This window comes from Bacillus sp. FJAT-42376 (assembly GCF_003816055.1).
Taxonomy (GTDB): domain Bacteria; phylum Bacillota; class Bacilli; order Bacillales; family Bacillaceae; genus Metabacillus_B.
In genome coordinates, this window is sequence record NZ_CP033906.1 from 516,939 (window position 1) to 538,130 (window position 21,192).

Consider the following 21,192-nt stretch of genomic DNA (forward strand, 5'->3'; position numbering starts at 1 on the left):
ACCTACAGACCCGCGAAAGAGAAGAGGGTAATATAGATGGAGACATTGGTAAAGAACAGGATAAAAGAGGTTATTAAAGGGGATCAAAACGCTTTTGCAGAAATCGTTGATTTATATAAAGACAAGATTTTTCAGCTCTGCTACAGGATGCTTGGAAATGCCCATGAGGCAGAAGATATTGCCCAGGAAGCGTTTATAAGGGCGTATGTGAATATCCACCGGTATGATTTGGATAAAAAGTTCTCTACATGGCTTTATCGGATTGCCACCAACCTGTCGATTGACCGAATACGGAAAAAGAAACCGGATTATTATTTGGATGCTGAAATTGCAGGGACAGAAGGCCTGACGATGTATTCACAGGTTGCTGCCGATATCGCTCTACCGGAAGACGAAGTCGAGACAATGGAACTGCAGGAAATGATCCAAAGGGAGATATTAAAACTGCCGGACAAGTACCGGAGCGTAATCGTCTTAAAATATATAGACGAATTGTCCATAATTGAAATCAGTGAGATATTGGAGATTCCAATCGGGACAGTGAAGACGAGGATCCACCGGGGAAGAGAAGCATTAAGAAAACAATTGAGGCATTTATAAGGTGAGGTGTGGGATAATGGCATGTTCTGAGGAAACTTTGTCATTGATGCATAGATATCTTGATCACGAGACGGATCAGCAGGAGGAAAAAGAATTAAAGCAGCATTTGAAAGAATGCAAAGATTGCCTGGCCCATTTTCAGGAGTTAAAAAAAGCAATCGCGCTTGTCCAGAGCACTTCGCATATTGAAACTCCAAATGATTTTACCGCACGGGTAATGGCCAGTCTGCCAAAGGAAAAAAGACGGATTGGAGCAGGCAGATGGCTTAAAGCCCATCCATTACTTATCGCCGCGTCCCTTTTTATCATCCTAATGGCCAGCAGTCTTGTTTCTGCCTGGTCCGGCGACCATCAATTCAGTGTAACCAAGAATTCAAAACTTATTGTGCAAAACAGTACCGTAACCGTTCCAAAGGGTGAGACCATTGAAGGGGACATTACGGTAAGGAACGGTACGCTTAAAGTAGACGGGAAGGTTGACGGCAATGTAACGGTCATTAACGGAGAAGAATATACCGCTGCTGCCGGTGAAGTAACAGGGGATATTAAAGAGATCAACGAGCTGTTTGATTGGCTTTGGTATAAAATGAAATCATTCGGTAATGAAGTAGTGGGTGTCTTTCAGTAAATTTGTCTATCCTCCAATAGAAACGGACCCAATCAGATATACTAATCCTAAGGTCATCTTTTAAGGTGGCCTTTTGGTTTCTTTATTTACTGAAAATATTTTATGCTATAATGGGGTAGTTAGCGGCAGTCCGGTATGCATTTCCAGTGCTTCCAGAGACTTTTGCAGCGTCAATAAGTGATTTGCCGCAGGCTGTTACGCTTTATGAATGGTACATTTTAATTGAACTTGATGGAGGAAACCAGTATGGCATTTGAAGGTATATCTGTACTTAGGTACTTAGGCACTGCCATTGATATTCTCCTAGTTTGGTTCGTTATATATAAACTGATTATGGTAATTAGAGGAACAAAAGCCGTTCAGCTGCTGAAAGGGATCATCGTCATTCTTTTGGTCAAAACAATAAGCGGATTTTTGGGACTCAATACAATTTTTTGGCTAATGGACCAAGCTATTTCATGGGGATTTATCGCAATCATTGTCATTTTTCAGCCCGAACTGAGAAGGGCTCTTGAACAGCTCGGAAGGGGGCGTCTGTTTTCAAAGAGTGCGTTTCCTGAAGAGGATGAGCGGGTGAAGCTGACTGATGACATCGTCAAGGCAACTTCTTATATGGCGAAACGCCGCATCGGTGCTTTGATGACCATGGAGAGGGAGACGGGTATGGGGGATTACATCGAAACCGGAATTCCGATGAATGCCAATGTTTCATCCGAGCTGTTAATCAACGTATTTATACCGAATACTCCGCTCCATGATGGGGCTGTTATTTTAAGAGGCAGCCAAATTGCTGCCGCAGCCTGCTATCTGCCTTTATCAGAGAGCCCGCTGATTTCAAAGGAGCTGGGAACGAGGCACCGCGCAGCTGTAGGAATCAGTGAAGTCACCGATAGCATAACGATTATCGTATCCGAAGAAACAGGCAGCATTTCAGTGGCTAGAAATGGAGAGCTGCACCGGAATCTCGATGAGGATTCACTGAAAAGCCTCTTATCATCAAATTCGAACAGGCAAGGCCGGACACGTTCCGCTTCCTCAGGCCGCTGGCAATGGAGGGGGAAGAAAAATGGATAAGTTAATGAATAACAACTGGTTTATGAGAATCATCGCTCTTTTGCTTGCACTTATGATTTATCTGTCTGTGAATACAGATACGACCAGGAACAGCAACAATGCGGTGAAAAATGATGAACCGCAGAAAAATGAGCTTTTCCATAAGCCTCCTGGAACAGACAGTAAAAATGATCCCTCTCCAAATGAAACGTCTGCAACGATCGAAAATGTAGACCTGAAAGCTGAGACAGGGAATGCAAATTATGTCGTTTCCGGACTTCCTGAAACCGTCTCTGTCAATATAACCGGGCCGAACAGCCAGGTAACGATTGCAAAACAGAGGCGCAACGTGGAAGTGTTTGCCGATTTGACCGGGCTTGAACCAGGAGAGCACAAAGTGGATCTGAAATACAGAAATCTCGACAGCTCTTTAAAAGTAACGCTTGATCCGGGTACAGTTAAAGTCAAGATCGATGAAAAAACGACAAAAGAGTTTCCTATAGAAGCTTCTTTTATAAATGAAGAACAAATTGCAGAAGGCTACAAGCCGGGTGACCCGGTTCTGAATCCGAAAACGGTCAGGGTGACGGGGTCCAAAGCGATTATTAATCAGATTTCTTATGTCAGGGCAAGGGTAAACCTGCAGGATGCTGATGCCGATGTAAAACAGCAGGCACAGGTCATTGTGTATGATAAGAATGGAAATATTCTGCCGGTTGAAACGTCCCCGAGAAATGTGGAGGTCACCGTCCCGATTAAAAGCCCGAGCAGAACTCTTTCTGTAAAACTGAACCAGACCGGTCAGCCGCCCGATGGAGTAACAATCCGGTCAATCAGTATTTCTCCAAGCGAAGTGACGGCATACGGACCGCAGGATATTCTGGATGGCTTAAAGGAAATCAGCGGACCCGATCTGGATTTGAGCAAAATTACAGAAGACAGTGTGGTTGAATTGGGCCTTCCTCTGCCGGAAGGGGTCAGAGAGCTTTCGCAGCAGAAGGTCCAAGTGAAAATAGATATAGATAAAGACGGGGAAAAAGTGCTGAAAGGCATCCCGATTGAAACGGCTGGACTGGATGAAGGAAAGTCAATTGAATATCTTGACCCCTCTGTTCAGGCGTTTGATATTACGGTAACAGGCTCTGAAGATCGCCTGAAGAAAGTATCTTCCAATGATTTTCAGCTGCTTGTCAATGCAGCCGGCCTAGAAGACGGGGAGCAAAAGATAAAGGTTGAGGTAAAGGGACCGAATGATGTGAAATGGTCACTGCCCCAAGAAGAAGCAACAATTCGTATTTCGGCACTTCAATCTTGAGGAACAGAAAAAGGAGCGAATCTATCATGGGTAAGTATTTTGGAACAGATGGAGTAAGAGGAGTGGCAAACAGCGAGCTGACGCCTGAATTGGCATTTAAAATCGGCCGTTTTGGCGGATATGTCCTGACAAAGGACAAAGATCGTCCGAAGGTATTAATCGGACGTGATACACGCGTATCCGGACATATGCTGGAAGGAGCCCTTGTTGCCGGTCTTCTTTCCATCGGAGCGGAAGTGATGCGTTTAGGCGTGATTTCTACTCCTGGTGTTTCTTATTTAACCAAAGCATTAGGAGCTCAAGCAGGCGTGATGATTTCCGCCTCTCACAATCCTGTTCAGGATAACGGAATCAAATTCTTTGGGCCGGACGGCTTCAAGCTTGTTGATGAACAGGAGCTTGAAATTGAAGGACTGATGGATCAGGAAGAGGATCATCTTCCAAGACCAGTAGGAGCAGATCTTGGTCAGGTGAATGACTATTTCGAAGGCGGACAGAAATACCTTCAATTCCTGAAGCAGACGGTAGATGAAGAATTTGCCGGAATCCATGTAGCCCTTGACTGCGCACATGGAGCAACATCTTCTTTGGCTACACATCTGTTTGCTGATCTGGAAGCAGATGTTTCCACGATGGGAACTTCTCCTAATGGTCTGAACATTAATGATGGTGTTGGTTCAACTCATCCGGAAGCGATGGCTGCATTTGTCCTTGAAAAAGGCGCGGATATCGGGCTTGCGTTTGATGGAGACGGCGACCGTTTAATTGCAGTAGATGAAAAAGGAAATATTGTAGATGGCGATCAGATTATGTTTATCTGTGCAAAATATTTAAAGGACCAAGGCCAGCTGAATCAGGATACGGTCGTTTCAACCGTAATGAGCAACCTTGGATTCTATAAAGGTCTTGACGCTTCTGGCATTCAAAGTGTTCAGACAGCTGTAGGCGACCGTTATGTGGTGGAGGAAATGAAAAAGAACCATTACAATCTTGGCGGAGAACAGTCCGGCCACATCATTTTTCTTGACTACAACACAACAGGAGATGGCCTCTTAACAGCCATTCAGCTTGTGAACATTCTAAAGGTAACAGGAAAAACCCTTTCTGAACTGGCTGAAGAAATGACGAAATTCCCTCAGCTATTAGTGAACGTAAAAGTATCTGATAAACATCATGTTACGGATAATGCCAAAGTGAGTGCGATCATTGAAGAAGTTGAAAAAGAAATGGCTGGAAACGGAAGAATTCTTGTCCGTCCTTCCGGAACAGAGCCGCTTGTGCGGGTCATGGCAGAAGCTCCGACAGAAGAGCTTTGCCGTCAGTATGTAGACCGTATCGTTTCGGTTGTAAAAGAAGAGATGGGCATCGAATAATATACATACGATTCCAGGAAAAACGGGGCCTAAGCGCCCCGTTTTTTTTATCCGAATGCCTGTATGAAGGCATGGTGCTGAATTTTTTTTTGGTGTGGAAGGAGAGGTTAGACCGTGCAGCCGCCCCCCATAAAAATATTTCATGCGATGATGGAATCATAAAATTTTCCTTTTGTACTGTGCTGATTCTCCCTTGCAAAGAGAAAAAGAAGTATAAAAAATCCATCTTTTTATGCAAAAAAGGTTAGAAGACCTCTCAAAAAGGGTAAAAGTCATCTTGCATCTGTCCTTAACGAGACATCCATTAGCAACATATACTAACGGTGTCGGAGGGTAAAGAGCAAACCGTAGGGAGATATTAGGATTGACGGTTTTCTCCGATGTATTGTAATATAAACCTTGTGTTTCGCTTTATGATCCCGGGTAATGATTAAAGTGAAATGCAGAGCAAGACAAAGCGCCTGAACTAAGCACGGACGGCCCATCGCTTAGTTGACGAGGAGGAGGTTTATCGATGAATCGGCGGATACCTCCCGGCTGTACGATAGCAGCCGCAAGTCTTTCTTTAAAACAGGGGGGCAACTTCCTGGACAAAGAGAGGGACACTAATCGAATCCTATAAAAACAACTAACATGTGTGAGGGGACAGAGAAGGTCCCCGAATTTTAAAGGCTTTCCTGTCCCCCTTACCGAGCGGGAGGAAAACGATTATGTGTGGTATTGTAGGTTACATTGGACAAAGTGATTCAAAGGAAATTTTGCTTAAAGGTTTGGAAAAGCTTGAGTACCGCGGATACGATTCTGCAGGGATTGCTCTTTCAGGCACGGACGGCGTGACGGTATTTAAAGAAAAAGGACGCATCGCAGATCTTCGCTCCATCGTAGATTCAAGTGTGATTGCCCCTGTTGGAATCGGTCACACACGCTGGGCGACTCATGGTGAACCAAGCCGCGTAAACGCACATCCTCATCAAAGTGCTTCTTCACGCCTGACTTTGGTTCATAATGGTGTAATCGAGAACTACGTGCAGCTGAAAAAAGACTACCTGCAGGATGTGGAGCTTCAAAGTGAAACAGACACGGAAGTAGTCGTTCAGGTTATCGAAAAAATGATGGAAAAAGGAGCGGGCGTAGAAGAAGCATTCGCGCAAACTCTTTCCATTCTTAAGGGATCTTACGCAATCGGATTGCTCGATAATCAAGATCCAAATACAATTTACGTAGCAAAAAACAAAAGCCCGCTTTTGGTTGGACTTGGAGAAGGATTTAATGTGATTGCCTCTGATGCAATGGCAATGCTTCAAGTAACAAACCAGTATGTTGAGCTTATGGATAAAGAAATGGTTATTGTCACTCGTGAGCAGGCTGTCATTAAGACTCTGACTGGAGAAGTGGTTGAACGTGCTCCTTACACAGCAGAAATTGACGCAAGCGATATCGAAAAAGGAACATACCCTCACTACATGTTGAAAGAAACTGACGAGCAGCCGCTTGTATTGCGGAAAATCGTTCAAAAATATCAAAATGAAGACGGCAAGCTGACGATTGATCAAAACATCGTAGATGCGATTGATGAAGCAGACCGTATTTATATCGTAGCATGCGGAACAAGCTACCACGCGGGTCTTGTAGGAAAGCAGTTCATTGAAAGATGGGCAAAAACACCGGTAGAAGTACACGTGGCAAGCGAATTCTCATACAACATGCCATTGCTTTCCGAAAAGCCGCTATTCGTTTTCATTTCTCAAAGCGGAGAAACAGCGGACAGCCGTGCCGTTCTTGTTCAGATCAAAGAACTTGGCTACAAAGCATTGACGCTGACAAACGTACAAGGCTCCACGCTTTCCCGTGAAGCGGATTTCACCCTTCTTCTTCATGCAGGCCCTGAAATCGCAGTCGCTTCTACAAAAGCGTACACAGCGCAGCTTGCAGTTCTAGCCATCACAGCTGCTGTTACAGCAGAAATGAAAGGCCACGAACTTGAGCTTGATCTTGTGAAAGAGCTTGGGATCGCTGCTAACGCAATGGAAGCCCTTTGCGACCAAAAAGAAGAGATGGAGTACATCGCACGCGAGTACCTGTCCACAACTCGCAACGCCTTCTTCATCGGCCGTGCGGTTGACTACTATGTAGGCCTTGAAGGCGCATTGAAACTGAAAGAAATCTCCTACATCCAGGCAGAAGGCTTTGCCGGAGGAGAGCTCAAGCACGGAACAATCGCATTGATCGAACAAGGAACTCCGGTTATCGCTCTTGCTACACAGGAGCACGTAAACTTGAGCATCCGCGGAAACGTGAAGGAAGTTGCTGCCCGTGGAGCAAATCCTTGCATCATTTCTGCAAAAGGATTAGATCAGGAAGACGACCGTTTCGTCCTTCCGGAAGTACACGAAGCCCTGTCACCGCTTGCTTCCGTTATTCCCCTTCAGCTGATCGCTTACTATGCTGCCCTGCATAGAGGCTGTGACGTGGATAAGCCGCGTAACCTTGCAAAGAGTGTGACGGTTGAGTAATAGCTGGAAAAGATAATCCATGAAAAACAACCCCCATACATTTTGATTAATTCTTATCAAAATGTATGGGGGTTTTCTATTTATAATCAAACTTTATTTTAAATGATCAGAATCAAAGCAAAGGCTCACCCTTTTAGATTATAGTTATCTAAAGGGGTGTTTTTATCTGCGTCCCTTAAAAGAGTCAGATGTATGGAAAATACGAAGAGCCAGGAAATGATTGGCCGGCACTAAACAAAAAATACTTTTTTATGGCCACGCTTAAAACGAGTGCAAAAACGGGAATATGGATGAAAAGAGTTAGTGATTGCCAGTCATCGCAAAGCTGATAGGATAACCAGTACATAAATAAACAAAGAAAGTGAGTATACCATGACTTTTGTTTCTTTAGATCAAGTAATGAAAGAAGAAGCTCACCGGATTATTTTAAAGAATGTAGATTTAGTTATTGGTGAGTCCTCGCATATCGGGATAAAGATGTCCAATGAAGAAAGTGTCATGCTGTTTGATTTGATAACAGGGAGAATTCCTCCTTCCAGCGGCCATATCCATAGAGAGACAGAATCGATTTTTTCGCAAATGAAAGATGAGGGCTTATATGATTCGCTAACCGTTCAAAGCTACCTGAAATTTTTTAAGCAGCTTGCAGATTATCCGGACCCTTTGGAGGAATCCGTTGCTGCCTTTTCTCTGCTGGATGTGTGGGGTGCGAAAATCAAAAAATTGACAGATGATCAGAAAAGAAGGGTCAGCTTATTTCGAATGTCTTTGTTTTCTCCTGATGTGCTGCTAATTGAAAATCCGTTAGAAAACTTATCGGGTGAAGGAATTGAGCTTTATTTAAAAGCGGTTGAACATGTCCGCTGCGGTATCACGGCAACGGTCATCACCTCTAATTCAATCGAAGATTTATTGCTGTTAACCAGCGAGATCTACCGCTATAATCAAGCAGCGGGTCTGGAAAAAACTGATCTTCTCGCCGAAGACACGGATGACATACTCATGCAAAAGAAAGAGAGTGAAGCATTTAAGCCGAACCGTGTTTTCAAAGTAACATGTAAATTAGCGGATAAGACCATTTTTTTCAATCCTGATGAGATTGATTATATTGAAAGCATCAACAGTGTCAGCCATTTGCGCATTAATGAGGAATACTTCCCTACAGACTTGACTATGAATGACCTCGAAGAGAAATTACATACATTCGGTTTTTTCAGATGCCACCGGTCGTATTTAGTTAACCTGCAGCGGGTTTCAGAATTGATTAGCTATTCAAAGAACAGCTACACGCTGATTTTAAAAGGTCATCCAAATGTAAAGGTTCCTCTTTCCAGAACCCGTTTAGAAGAAATGAAGCAATTACTTGATTTTTAGCGTACAGGTGAGGCAGAAATGAGTACATTTCAGCCTTTTTTTGCTGCATTTGAGCTTCTTACAGTACTGTTCAGCGGACTTTTACGACTTTCCCCTTGATCAGTACTAAACTGTAAAACAGATGGGAAGCTTCATCAAACGCCCAACTTTTTATTTAAGGGAGTGGAGTATATGGAAAGACATACAGTGATTGATGCTGAACAGTTATCCAAGCAGTTCAAAAACGAACCGGCATTAAAAAAACTTAGTTTCTCAGTCCGATCTGGTGAAATTTTTGGATTTCTGGGCCCCTCTGGATCAGGGAAAACAACCACGATTAAAATACTAACCGGACAATTGGCGCAAACTTCAGGAAAAGCAACGGTATTAGGAAAACCCATCGAACAAATAAACGAAAGCATTTACGAACAAGTCGGCATTGTTACAGATAACAGTGGATTATATGAAAGAATGACCGTTTACAGCAACTTGAAGCTGTTCGCCAGGATTTTAGGAGTAGAGATGGAACGGATTGATGTTCTTCTGAAAAGAGTGGGGCTGTTCGGGCATAAAAATAAAATTGCCGGTAAGCTTTCGAAGGGGATGACACAGCGGCTGGTTCTGGCCAGAGCCATCTTGCATGAGCCAAAGGTGCTCTTCTTGGATGAACCGACGAGCGGTTTAGACCCGAGTACAGCTACATCTGTACACGAATTGCTGCTGGAGCTGAAAGAATCGGGGACGGCCATTTTCCTTACGACCCACAACATGGACGAGGCGGCTAAACTATGTGATCAAATTGCTCTTCTTCATGATGGGGTAATTGTAGAGCATGGAGCCCCTAAAGCGCTGTGCCTCAAGTACAATCGGAATAAACAGTATCAGATTCGATTAGAGGACGAGCGGGAATTTATGCTGCCTCACTCTGAGGAAACAGGGGAAAAGATCCAGCAGTGGATAGCCGCTGGCGAGCTTGTTACAATTCATTCCAATGAACCGACATTAGAAAAAGTGTTCCTGGAACTGACGGGGAGGGAATTGCTTTGAGAATTTCAGTAAAAAAAGTCAGAGCCATCACGGCTATGAAATTTCAGACGCTGCTGAATAATACGGGAGTCATGTTAGGGCCGATTCTCGCTTTGGGATTTGTGTTTGTCATTAAAAATATTATGCCGGATGTAGATGTAAACAATGAAGGAGTATCCTTTTCAACGAATGCATTCGCCCTGAGCTTCGGGATTATTTTCAACATCGCCATAGCTGGAATCTCTATGAGCAGTGCTCCATTAGCAGAAGAAAAGGAAAAGAACACATTGAGAGTACTCATGACGTCCTCTGTTAATGGTCTGGAGTACTTGATAGGGACACTGCTGCCTCCTTTTCTGCTGTTAATCCTGGTCAATCTGCTGATGATTCCTGTGAGCGGGTCTTCATTTGGGAACATCCCATTTGGAACCTTCTTCATGATGACAACTGCAGCGAGCCTGATCAGCCTGATCATAGGGTATATTATTGGAATTTTCTCTAAAAACCAGGCGCAGGCTTCCTTATTGAGCATGCCGATAACCTTGCTTTTGACTTCCGTACCTGCAGTGAAGCTTTTCCAGGAGGATTTGTCCGCCATATTGGACTATACCTACACAGGGGTGCTGACAAACTATGTGAACGGTATCGTTTCTGAGAGCGGCTATATATGGAATGCCACCGACATTAGTGTCCTCATCGGCTGGCTGGCTGCTGCATTAGGGGTTTTTGTTTACGCCTATAAGAAAAACGGATTGGACCGTTAAGGTACTGCTTGTTCTTGCTGAAATGATTATTAAAGGAGGTGATTATTCATGTTTGGTAAAAAAACGGAAAAGCGTTTCGATGAAAAGATGGTGCAAAATTATCAGCACGGCCTGATTTATATTCTCGTTGACCGTCAAACAGGAGTAAACTATTTGCATACATGGAACCCACAGGGCAGCGGACTCACCCCCCTGCTGGATGAGAAAGGTGAACCAATAGTGGAATGGATAGAGGATGCTGATAAGTAATCGCAGATCAATGGAACGGGTCTTTATGATTCGTTCTTTTTTAGTTCCTGAAATAAAAGGACTGGCATAAACATATAGAAAATTGAATTTCCATATTTTTAATCAGGTATAAGCTTTGGAGGTTTCGTATTTCTTTGATAAAGTGAAGAGAAAGATTACGATCAAGCTGCAGGGGAGATTCCATGAACACGATTAAAATGATTAAAATGATCCTATTGGTTTCAATCGGATCAATAGCCTTGATGATTGGGATTGCAGGAACGTTCCTTCCTGTTCTGCCGGGAGGTCCTTTTTACTTAATTGCCGTGTTTTGCTTTGCGAAAAGCTCGAAGAGGATGGATCATTGGTTTAAGAGCACCTGGATTTATAAAAAATATGTGCTGGCCTTCCTGCAAAAGAAGGGGATGAGCCGGGCAGAGAAAATAAGAATTAATGTAATTGCGGATCTGTTTATTGTGGCTTCCGTGATTTATGTAGATATATGGATCATTAGAATCCTGCTGATTGTCCTTGCTTTCTATAAGCATTATTATTTTATCTATAAAATTAAGACGATTCACCCTGGTGCCGAGGCTGCAAAGAAGTCTGAATCCATGTGAAGCAGCGGCGGGGGTGTAAAACTGCTGAAAGCTCTAAATAAAGCGATAGAAAGAAGACGAGCTGCATAAGCACCTCGTCTTTTTTTACCTTAATGAATCTTTGCATTCTTCTCAAGATGATCGAAATACTTCATTTTCACTTCGATTTTCTTAAAAGCCCGATCGAGTTCTTCCTGTTTAGCGATCAGCTTCTCCTTATGTTCAAGCAGTACGTTCTTTCTTTCCGGAATCGTATGAATGCCTTCTTCCGTCAGTTCAACAATTCTCTTTAATTCTGACAGGGGAATGTCGGTTACCCGCAGACACGAGATAAAATCCAGCCACTCCAGGTCATGGTCTGTGAAAATGCGATATCCAGCCTGATCCCTTTTAAGGAAAGGAAGAAGGCCTTCTTTTTCATAGAAGCGGATGGTATGAGTGCTCATTCCGGTTTTTTCTGAAGCTTCTTTGATGGTAAGTCCCATTCGTGATCTCCTCTCGTTACCTTTGGTACTATCTTAAACCTTAGAGTGTCATCTAATGCAACTTTTGAGTGGGATAAAGGCAGCATGTTGGAGAAAAATCTAGGAACCTGCAATAGACACAAATAAAAAAACCTGATCATCAATCGAATCAGGTCCAATGCTTCCTTTATCCTGCTTTAGATGTGTCATCATTGCTTTTAAGGACTGTGTGTGATTCCTCTTCTTCGTCCTGGTCTGAACGGTTGTCATGCTGGTCTGTTTCTTGTTTTTTGCTTTTGCGCTGAATTCTTCGCTTTGGAGCTTTCGTTTGAGTCTTAGCTTTTTTTTCTTCGTTCTCAGGCTGATCCTGTTCTTTTCCTTCGTTCTTGGTGTTATCTTGCTCTTCGTTCTCTTCCTGCTCTTCGTTTTTAGCAGAAGCTTGTTTTTCCTTTTCCTCGCTTGCGGCCTGGTCTTTTCCTTCGTTCTCTTCCTGCTCTTCATTTTTAGCAGAAGCTTGTTTTTCCTTTTCTTCGCTTGCGGCCTGATCTTCTTCTTCGTCCTCGTAGTCGTATTCGTCAGAATCTTCATCTTCGTAGTCGTATTCGCTATCCTGTTCTTGCTCGTCTTCCTCTTTAGCGTCATCCGACTCCTCGTCTGATGCACGGACACTCTCTTCTTTGCCGCTGTATTCTTCTTCTTCCTCATCTTCATCTTCCGGTGTTTCATGGCTGTACTTTTTCATTTTTTCTTCCAGTTCTTTCATTTGCTGCTGAAGCCTTTTCTTTTCTTCTTTTAAAGAGTTATATTGGTCATTTTCATCGTTATTCTGGTCCTCATGCTGCTCGTCTTCGGAGCTCATTTCCATTTCATCTTCGTTTTCCGGGAAGTCTTCTTTCTTTTTCTTGCGGTTTTTCATGAAATTCAGCTTCCCGAGGGCTTGCTTGGATTTTTCGCCCGCTCCTTCGAGCTTTTTCGTTACCTGACTTACATCGGTATCAATTCCGACATTTTTTAAAGCTTCATTTCCCATCAGGGCAATTATTTTTTTGCTGCGCTCCGGGGTGGCAAAGTAGCCGACAGTGGCTCCTAGAATTCCTCCGGCGACCGTGCGTTTCACTGTATTGCCTTTGAACATGTTTTTCGCTAGTTTGGACTTGTCCATTCCGTGTTCGCCTCCTTTAATATTTTTGTGCAGTTTTTTAGGCGGAAAATGCTCCGATCAGCATGAGCGCCCTGTTTAACAGCCATTTTTAAAAGAAAAGGCCTTTCTTAAAGACCTTCTAAAAAGAAACTTCGTCCTGATTGGTCACGATTAAAAGTGTTTTTCCTTTATCGAGCTCTTCTTCCAGCTGTTCCGCTTTCTTTGTGTCGAAGCCGATTTTCTGCATCTTAACGACAAGCTTGTCATCCTTGCTTCGGAATATATTTTTAGTTGCCGTGCCAAGGCCGGTCACTTTCACGCCAACCTTGTTGGCATCGGTCTCTTTTCTTGAGCGTCTTACGTGGTCATTATCGTGAGAGAGGATATAGATGTCCTCATCACGCACCCCGTCCTTGCGGATTTTATCAATTGATTCTTTCAAATGTTCATCATTGTGGAATAGCTTGAATTTTGGACCCATTATGATCGCCTCCTGAAAGTGAGTTTCCCGAATGACAGGAAGGTAAACCGGAAAAAGTGGTATTTATAATACTGAAAATAAATTTGAGGAAAAAGTCCTTGGTTATAAACGCTGTTCTGCAGGGAAAAACATCAGTATAGGAGAAAAGACAGGAGGCTTAAATTGGTAAAAATTATAAAAGAGGAGGCGAATCATAAAGAAACGGTAAACAAATAAAAGTTTTGACACCTGCCTCTGCGACAAACTCATATTTCCTAATCGTTGAGTGGAAGCGTTTTATACCATACACTTAAATCAGTACTTTATGATATTTTTCTAGAAAGGATGAGCACTTATGGCTCAAAATAACATAAAAGTTGGCGTTCAGAAGTTCGGCAACTTCCTAAGCTCGATGGTTATGCCGAATATCGGGGCATTCATCGCCTGGGGTTTTATTACTGCACTATTTATTCCTACTGGCTGGCTGCCGAATAAAGATTTAGCTGCGTTAGTCGGTCCTATGGTCACTTATCTGCTTCCATTGCTGATTGGTTATACAGGAGGTAAGCTCGTTCATGATCAGCGGGGAGGCGTAGTCGGTGCGATTGCCACGATGGGGGTTATCGTAGGATCCGACATCCCGATGTTCCTCGGTGCCATGATTATGGGACCGGTCGGCGGGTACGCGATTAAGTTATTTGACCGGTGGATCGAAGGGAAAGTGAAAGCCGGCTTTGAAATGCTGGTGAATAACTTCTCCGTAGGGATCATTGGAGGGGCCCTTGCACTTCTTTCTTTAGCGGGGGTAGGTCCTGCAGTAGCCGCGTTTACCAGCATACTGGTAGCCGGTGTAGACTGGATGGTAGGATTGGGTATTCTGCCGCTTACCAGCATTCTAATCGAGCCTGCGAAAGTTCTTTTCTTGAATAATGCAATTAACCACGGTGTTTTGTCTCCAATTGCATTAGAGCAGGCGAAGCAGCATGGACAGTCTGTTCTGTTCCTTTTGGAAGCAAACCCTGGTCCTGGACTTGGTATCCTTCTTGCTTATACAATTTTCGGAAAAGGATCCGCTAAACAATCTGCACCGGGTGCAGCGATTATTCAATTCCTGGGCGGGATTCATGAAATCTACTTCCCTTATATCTTAATGAAACCAATGCTCTTTGTTGCTGCCATTCTTGGCGGAATGAGCGGTGTGTTTACACTGGTTCTGTTTGGCGGGGGACTTGCTGCGCCTGCATCTCCTGGCAGCATCATTGCCATTCTTCTTGCAACACCGAAGGACGGCGGAACATATATTGCGAACATTCTGGGCGTACTTGTAGCTGCAGCTGTTTCCTTCATCGTTTCTTCCCTTGTATTGAAAACAAGCAAGGACAAAGAAACAAGCATTGAAGAGGCAGCGAACAAAATGCAGGAAATGAAAGGCAAGAAAAGCAGTGTGGCAAGCACATTTGCTTCTTCAGCTCCAGCCGGTGAATTCCCGCAGGATGTAAACAAAGTCATTTTCGCATGTGATGCCGGAATGGGATCGAGTGCGATGGGTGCATCAATTTTAAGAAAAAAATTCAAAGAAGCCGGATTGAATATTACGTCCGTGAATTCAGCGATATCAAATCTTCCAAACGATGCACAGGTTGTCATCACGCAGGAAGAGCTAACACCAAGAGCCAAAAACAAAGTGCCGAATGCATACCATATTTCAGTGGACAGCTTCCTTGCCAGCCCTGAATACGATAAGCTTGTCGACCGCCTGAAAAACGGTCCTGGCAATGAAGCGCCTGCTGAAGCCGCTCCTGTGGAAGAAGCTCAAGCGACAGAAACTGCGTCTGATTCTGATGTCCTTATAAAAGAGAACATCTTCCTGAACCAGCGTTTTGCTGATAAGGATGAAGCCATCCGATTCGCCGGCCGCGTTCTGGCAGACGGCGGGTACGTAAAAGAATCGTATATTGAAGCGATGATTGAACGGGATGAAATGACCTCTACCTATATGGGGAATGATGTAGCGATTCCGCATGGTACAGAGGACGCAAAGAAAGATGTCATCAAATCCGGCGTAACCATCCTGCAAATTCCGGACGGAGTCGATTTCGGAGGACAAAAAGTCCGTCTTCTATTCGGAATCGCAGGGAAAGACGGTACGCATCTTGAAATTCTATCCGGTATCGCCGTTACATGCTCCGATATGGACAACATTGAAAAAATGGCATCGGCCGCGACGAAGGAAGAATTAATGGATGTAATCGGAGGACTAAATAAATAATAAAAAGAGATAGAAAGGTGGGATCCACCTTTCTATTCCTGTTTTACATAAAAAGGCGTCTGGAAATGAGGGATGGTATGTTTGTAACCGCCAGAGAAAAAGCGATGATCGAGCTGATTATTAAAACGTCGGGCAAACATACGGCTCATTCCATTGCTGCATTTCTTCATGTTAGTGTCAGAACCGTTCAGCGGGATTTAAAAAATATTGAGCAGATTTTAAAAAAGTTTGAGCTCACTCTAGTCAAATCACCGGATAAAGGATTGTCGATCAGCGGAAAAAATGAACAGATTTTCAAGCTCATTCAGACGATGGTGAATATTAAACTGATCGATATAACGGCGGAAGAAAGAAAGCTGCTTCTCTTAATTTATTTAATGGAGGAGAAGGAAGCAATCAAACTTGGTCCGCTTGCAAATGATTTGGGAATCAGTGTCACCACGCTTGCTGCGTATCTCGATGAGCTGTCTGGCTGGCTCAATAGTTTTGGAATCGAATTATCGAGGAAAAAAGGAGTAGGGGTGGAACTGATAGCCCGGGAAGACTCCAAGCGAAAAGCGCTGGCAAGTTTCTTTCTTATGTATTTCAGCGAAGAACTGATTGAAAGCATTTTTCGTCTGAACGATTGGCAAGCAGAGAATCAAAAGGTCCTGCATTACTTTGAACCAAACTATCTGAAAAAGGCAGAAGAGCAGGTAAGTGCTCAAAATAAAGACTTAAAACTTGCAGACAGTGCGTATATCGCACTGATTGTTCACATCTGCATTACTGTACAGAGGCACAAAAGCGGATTTAAGCTGACAGACGGGGAAGAGGATTCTTATGTTCGTGAGTATGAGGAATACCAGAAAATGCAGGAAGTCAGCAAAGCGTTTGAAAATGCGTTTGCCATACAATTAAACGAAGCGGAAGTCCGGTATCTATCGGTTATTTGGAGAGGTTCAAGTGTCCAGGCGGCAGAGGAATTTTACTATGACAGTGTGATGGTAGGGCGGTCCATTAAACGAATGATTCAGAGCGTTTCTGAAAAATTGAACCTGGATCTTACATCGGATTTTTCTTTATTCCAGGGTTTATTCGCTCATATGGAACCGTCCCTTTTCCGCATCAAGCAAGGGCTTGCATCCTTTAATCCTCTTACGGAAGATATAAAAAAGAAGTATCCGGTCCTGTATATGGCGGTCTCCCAGAGCCTTGAACAGGAATTCAGCGAGATTTATTTTCCGGAAGATGAAGTAGCTTATATTGTTCTGCACTTTGGCTCCGCACTGGAGCTGCGGAAAGAAGATCTATCGATCCGGGCCCTCGTCGTCTGTCCTACAGGAATCGGGACATCAAAAATGCTGGCAAGCCGGATCAAAAAAGAAATGGCAGAGATTTCATCCATTGAAATTGCATCGCTGAAGGAAATCCAGGAACTGAATCTGCAGGAATATGACTTAGTCATCTCCACTGTCAGACTGCCTTTTGAGCAAAATTACGTACTTGTCAATCCGCTCCTAAGGGAGGAGGATATTGAATCGATCCGCCACTTTCTTGGCGGCCATATTCAAACCTTTACGCGAAGACAGCCATATGGCGACTCCGGCAGTTCCCCAGTTTCTAAAGATGTAAGGGACACGGAGACAGCGCAGTCTTTGAGTACTCTTTTACAGGAAATGGAGGACACGCACACCTCAATCCGGATGATTTTAAAAAATTTGACCGTTGCAGACCGCAGGAAAGCATCAAGCCACCATCTTCTTTTGAAGGAAATGGCGGCTGAATGCGAAACGGATGGCTTGTTGCACGGATCGGATGATGTGGCAGAACAGCTGCTGGCGAGAGAACGGCAGGCAGGCCTCGGCGTTCCGGAGACGAATATGGCCCTTTTCCATGCCCGGCATGAGGGTGTGAAGGAGCTGATCTTCCGGATTGTTCATTCAGAGGAGCCATATTTGATTAAAGGAATGGACCGGAATGAGATGCAGGCAAGGAATATTTTGCTTCTTCTGGCGCCCCTAAGCTTGAGGCCGAAACAGCTTGAAATCATCAGCCTGATCAGTACGGCCATTGTAGAGAGCAAAGAAAACATGCTTGTTTTTTCTTCCTCAAATGAGCAAATGATCCGCAAAAAGCTGGAAGAGACGTTTTTCACATACTTACAAAATAAACTTGCAAAGGATTGATAATAATGAAAAGCACGATTCATTTTGGCGCAGGAAATATTGGAAGAGGATTTATCGGAGCGTTATTCTCCCAGTCGGGCTACCACGTGACATTCGTGGATATTGCCGATGAAATCATCAATAAACTGAATGAGGAAAAAAGCTATAAAGTAAAAACTGCAGCAGATCCGCAGGAAGTCATGGAAATTGCGAACGTTTCAGGATTAAATAATATGAAGCAGGAACAGGAAGTCATTGAAGCAATCGGACAGGCAGAGTATGTAACAACCGCCATCGGCCCGAATATCCTTCCAAGAATTGCTCCGCTGATTGCAAAGGGAATTGAGAAGCGTTTGGGTGAAAATGATGCTCCGCTATACATCATTGCCTGTGAAAATCAGATTGGTGCCACGGACATCCTGAAAGGACACATCCTCGAGCAGCTGGACGGGGAAACGAAAGCAAAGCTTGAAGGCCGTGTATTCTTCTTCAATTCAGCCGTCGACCGTATTGTTCCGATTCAAAACAATCAAGGATCTCTCGATGTGCTGGTTGAAACATATTATGAATGGGTCGTGGAAACCAATCAGGAAATTCCTCATGTTGAAGGAATGATGACCGTTCCGGACCTTGCTCCATTCATTGAAAGAAAGCTATTCACTGTCAACACAGGTCATGCCGTAACCGCTTATTTCGGCTGGCTTGCCGGGAAAGAAACCATTGATGAAGCGCTGAATGACGAAACCATTTCCGAACAGGTCAAAAACACGCTGAAAGAGACAGGCGCCTATTTAGTCAAAACGTACGGTTTGGACCAAGGCGAGCATGACAAATACATCGGAAAAATCATTGGACGCTTTCAAAATCCATACCTTCATGATGGTGTATCAAGGGTTGGTCGTTCCCCGCTCCGAAAGCTTGGACCAGAAGACCGTCTTGTGAAGCCAGCACGGGAGTCGAACCGCCTTGGGCTTCCGACGGAAAACCTGGCGAAGGCCATTGCAGCAGCATTGCTGTTTGATGTGAAGGATGATTCCGAATCCGTTGAACTGCAGAAGATGGTCAGCGAGCATGGAATTGTTCATGTTCTGACTGAAGTAAGCAAGCTGGACCGGGAGAGTTCGCTTGTAAAAGAAATTGCAGCACAGTATGAACAGCTGAAAAAATAATCAAGCAGAGAGCCGTTTCTCCGGTAAAGCCGGGGGAGCGGCTTTTTTAAAAAAATCTGCGATTGCTTTCCGGAGGGAACTTTATAAGCTGACTTTTAGTTAAAATGTTAGGGAAAGTGTTACAGAAAGGAGAATGCTTATGAATAAAAAGAGGCTTCATGCCATATGTTCTGAACTGCCGGGGACAATCCATGATTACCAGCCAGTCTGGGAGGCAGACCGATATCATATCTGCGGGAAAATGTTTGCGCTGATAGGCAGCGATACAAAAAGGAAGCAGATTATTACGTTAAAGTGTGACCCGTATCGGGCTGAAGAATTGAGAGAAACGTATGAAGGGATTATTCCAGGCTATCACATGAACAAAACACACTGGAACTCGATTTATCTCGATTCCAATGTGCCCGATCATGTAATGGAGGCGCTTATACAGCATTCGCACCAGCTCGTTTTGAAGAATCTCCCGAAAAAAGTACAGATAGAGATTGAAAGCAGATCAGGCGGGGGAGAGAGCTTAAGGGATTGAAAAAAACGATAAAGGGTTAACTGTAAAATTGGTTCCTATTACAGAAGCAAAAGCATCTTAAGATAACGGCTTGGATAAAACATCTCGCTCTTCCGCAATCTAAAAGAAGGATGAAAAACGGATAGGGTGAGATGTCATGCAGCACGATTGGTTTTCGGTCATTCCATTTTTGATTGCGATTCCTATAGCGATTAAGACGAAGCAGGTACTGCCTGGTCTGTTTGCCGGTTTGCTCGCTGGTGCTTATTTATTGCAGCCAAGTCCCGTGGGCGGCCTCAAGAAGATGATTGATATCCTTGTAAAGGGGATCATTGACCCGGGGAATATTAAAATTTTTATGTTTCTTTACGCTTTTACCGGCTTAATCGGAATGATTAAAATAGCCGGGGGAATTCGCGGGTTTGTAGAAGCAGCCTCTGCAAAAGTTCAGACAAAGAAGCAGGCCCTTTTTTTAACCTACATATCGACAATCGGAACCTTTGCAGCCCCCAGCTTCCGTTTTGTCACGATTGCACCCATTATGCGGGCGCTTTTAAAAAAAGTGAAGATGTCGACGCAGGAGCTCGGGTTTGTGATTGAAACGACGGCGACCCCGATTATAGTGCTCATTCCGATTGCTACTGCGTTCGTCGGGTATATGACTTCGCTTATTGATCTGGCTCTTGAAAATGAGCACATCAAAGCAGATTCGTATCAGCTATTTCTGCAGAGCATTCCTTATAATTTTTTCTCTTATGTGCTGATTATCGTCGGCATCTATTTAAGTTTTTTTCACCATTCCAAATCGACGGAGGAAAGTGATCCGGAAAAGATCGGGGGCGGCTCCGGTGAGGATGACTGGCACAATTGTGATCCGTCGGTAGGAAAAGATTTGCCGGAGCGGCCATGGAATCTGTTTGTCCCGCTTATTCTTGTGATTGGCCTGACTTTCCTGTTTACATGGTGGGACGGATTCCAAAAGGAGAAAGGTTTTTTTACAGCCTTTATTAAAGCGGACGTGATGACGGCGATGCTTACCGCCATCCTCGTTGCCCTGATTTTAACCTTTGTGTTTTTCAGATTCCAGAAGATAAAAACGGGGGAGCTGCTGAACAGCTTTATCCTCGGAGGAAATGAATTGATGTCTGTCATTGTGCTGCTTTCCTTTGTATGGGGGCTTTCCTCTGCGAGTGAGGAGCTTGGATTCTCCCGCTTTGTCACGAGTCATTCCCAGTGGATTCCGCCATCCCTCCTTGTTCCGGTTCTCTTTGTTTTTGGGGCAGCCGTTTCTTATTTTATTGGTTCCGCCTGGGGGACTTGGGGAATCCTCATGCCGCTCGGTGTTTCCATTGCCGCAGCCTCCCATCTTTCCCTGCCGCTTGTGATCGGCACCGTATTTGCAAGCGGCACCTTTGGAGCGTTCGCCTCTCCGTTAAGCGATGACACCAATACGATTGCCCGGATCTTGAACTTGTCTGTCATCACGTACGCCAGATACAAGCTGAGGCCCGCGCTGATTGCTGCCGGGATTACGGTTGTTTTATACGGAGCTGTCTCATTTTTTCTATAAAAAGACGTCCGGAGG

Annotated in this window: 19 protein-coding genes; 16 read left to right on the top strand and 3 right to left on the bottom strand. The window is 44.2% G+C overall.

The window, feature by feature from the left end; translation table 11 throughout:
• The first annotated feature begins 36 nt into the window (after window positions 1-36).
• The 11 genes from sigW to CEF21_RS02670 all read left to right on the top strand — a co-directional run bounded on the left by sigW (window position 37) and on the right by CEF21_RS02670 (window position 11,473).
• On the top strand, window positions 37-600 hold the full coding sequence (gene sigW / locus CEF21_RS02620) for an RNA polymerase sigma factor SigW (RefSeq protein WP_123913256.1): 564 nt from the start codon (window positions 37-39) through the stop codon (window positions 598-600).
• A 16-nt stretch (window positions 601-616) separates the two neighbouring features.
• Window positions 617-1,228, top strand: a complete 612-nt coding sequence (locus tag CEF21_RS02625) for an anti-sigma factor family protein (RefSeq protein WP_123913257.1) — start codon at window positions 617-619, stop codon at window positions 1,226-1,228.
• Between the two features lie 246 nt (window positions 1,229-1,474).
• Complete coding sequence (gene cdaA, locus CEF21_RS02630; RefSeq protein WP_123913258.1) at window positions 1,475-2,302, top strand: diadenylate cyclase CdaA; 828 nt, start codon at window positions 1,475-1,477, stop codon at window positions 2,300-2,302.
• Complete coding sequence (locus CEF21_RS02635; RefSeq protein WP_123913259.1) at window positions 2,295-3,596, top strand: CdaR family protein; 1,302 nt, start codon at window positions 2,295-2,297, stop codon at window positions 3,594-3,596. The genes cdaA and CEF21_RS02635 overlap by 8 nt, the downstream gene beginning before the upstream one ends.
• Window positions 3,597-3,622: 26 nt before the next feature.
• The gene (gene glmM / locus CEF21_RS02640; RefSeq protein ID WP_123913260.1) at window positions 3,623-4,969 is read left to right on the top strand and encodes a phosphoglucosamine mutase; all 1,347 of its coding nucleotides are present in this window, start codon (window positions 3,623-3,625) and stop codon (window positions 4,967-4,969) included.
• A 710-nt stretch (window positions 4,970-5,679) separates the two neighbouring features.
• Entirely contained in the window at window positions 5,680-7,482 is a 1,803-nt protein-coding gene (gene glmS / locus CEF21_RS02645; protein ID WP_123913261.1) for a glutamine--fructose-6-phosphate transaminase (isomerizing), read from the top strand.
• 372 nt (window positions 7,483-7,854) lie between these two features.
• Window positions 7,855-8,856 carry a LytTR family transcriptional regulator DNA-binding domain-containing protein gene (locus CEF21_RS02650; RefSeq protein WP_123913262.1) on the top strand — a complete coding sequence of 334 codons (1,002 nt, stop codon included), beginning with the start codon at window positions 7,855-7,857 and terminating at the stop codon, window positions 8,854-8,856.
• 171 nt (window positions 8,857-9,027) lie between these two features.
• Window positions 9,028-9,882 (top strand): ABC transporter ATP-binding protein, encoded by an 855-nt coding sequence (locus tag CEF21_RS02655; RefSeq protein ID WP_123913263.1) that lies wholly within the window; start codon window positions 9,028-9,030, stop codon window positions 9,880-9,882.
• Window positions 9,879-10,625, top strand: a complete 747-nt coding sequence (locus tag CEF21_RS02660; RefSeq protein ID WP_241156750.1) for an ABC transporter permease — start codon at window positions 9,879-9,881, stop codon at window positions 10,623-10,625. Before CEF21_RS02655 ends, CEF21_RS02660 begins: the two co-directional genes overlap by 4 nt.
• 48 nt (window positions 10,626-10,673) lie before the next feature.
• The gene (locus tag CEF21_RS02665; RefSeq protein ID WP_123913264.1) at window positions 10,674-10,874 is read left to right on the top strand and encodes a DUF6440 family protein; all 201 of its coding nucleotides are present in this window, start codon (window positions 10,674-10,676) and stop codon (window positions 10,872-10,874) included.
• A gap of 182 nt (window positions 10,875-11,056) precedes the next feature.
• Window positions 11,057-11,473: a YbaN family protein gene (locus CEF21_RS02670; protein ID WP_123913265.1), complete on the top strand. Its 417-nt coding sequence runs from the start codon at window positions 11,057-11,059 to the stop codon at window positions 11,471-11,473.
• Window positions 11,474-11,562: 89 nt separating this feature from the next.
• Here CEF21_RS02670 and CEF21_RS02675 read toward each other — a convergent pair whose 3' ends face one another.
• The 3 genes from CEF21_RS02675 to CEF21_RS02685 form a co-directional block, all read right to left on the bottom strand.
• A complete protein-coding gene (locus tag CEF21_RS02675; RefSeq protein WP_123913266.1) occupies window positions 11,563-11,937 on the bottom strand; it encodes a MerR family transcriptional regulator in 375 nt (124 codons plus the stop codon).
• A gap of 166 nt (window positions 11,938-12,103) precedes the next feature.
• Window positions 12,104-13,078 carry a GvpT/GvpP family gas vesicle accessory protein gene (gene gvpT / locus CEF21_RS02680; RefSeq protein WP_123913267.1) on the bottom strand — a complete coding sequence of 325 codons (975 nt, stop codon included), beginning with the start codon at window positions 13,076-13,078 and terminating at the stop codon, window positions 12,104-12,106.
• A 118-nt stretch (window positions 13,079-13,196) separates the two neighbouring features.
• Window positions 13,197-13,538, bottom strand: coding sequence for a YflT domain-containing protein (locus CEF21_RS02685; protein WP_123913268.1), 342 nt, complete (start codon window positions 13,536-13,538; stop codon window positions 13,197-13,199).
• A gap of 334 nt (window positions 13,539-13,872) precedes the next feature.
• On the opposite strand from CEF21_RS02685, the gene CEF21_RS02690 reads away from it, so the two are divergent.
• The 5 genes from CEF21_RS02690 to CEF21_RS02710 all read left to right on the top strand — a co-directional run bounded on the left by CEF21_RS02690 (window position 13,873) and on the right by CEF21_RS02710 (window position 21,177).
• Window positions 13,873-15,786, top strand: coding sequence for a PTS mannitol transporter subunit IICBA (locus tag CEF21_RS02690; RefSeq protein ID WP_123913269.1), 1,914 nt, complete (start codon window positions 13,873-13,875; stop codon window positions 15,784-15,786).
• A gap of 77 nt (window positions 15,787-15,863) precedes the next feature.
• Window positions 15,864-17,954, top strand: coding sequence for a BglG family transcription antiterminator (locus CEF21_RS02695; RefSeq protein WP_123913270.1), 2,091 nt, complete (start codon window positions 15,864-15,866; stop codon window positions 17,952-17,954).
• A gap of 5 nt (window positions 17,955-17,959) precedes the next feature.
• Window positions 17,960-19,102, top strand: coding sequence for a mannitol-1-phosphate 5-dehydrogenase (locus CEF21_RS02700; RefSeq protein WP_123913271.1), 1,143 nt, complete (start codon window positions 17,960-17,962; stop codon window positions 19,100-19,102).
• A gap of 139 nt (window positions 19,103-19,241) precedes the next feature.
• Entirely contained in the window at window positions 19,242-19,628 is a 387-nt protein-coding gene (locus CEF21_RS02705) for an MmcQ/YjbR family DNA-binding protein (RefSeq protein WP_123913272.1), read from the top strand.
• 136 nt (window positions 19,629-19,764) lie between these two features.
• Entirely contained in the window at window positions 19,765-21,177 is a 1,413-nt protein-coding gene (locus CEF21_RS02710; protein WP_123913273.1) for a Na+/H+ antiporter NhaC family protein, read from the top strand.
• The last annotated feature ends 15 nt before the right edge of the window (window positions 21,178-21,192 follow it).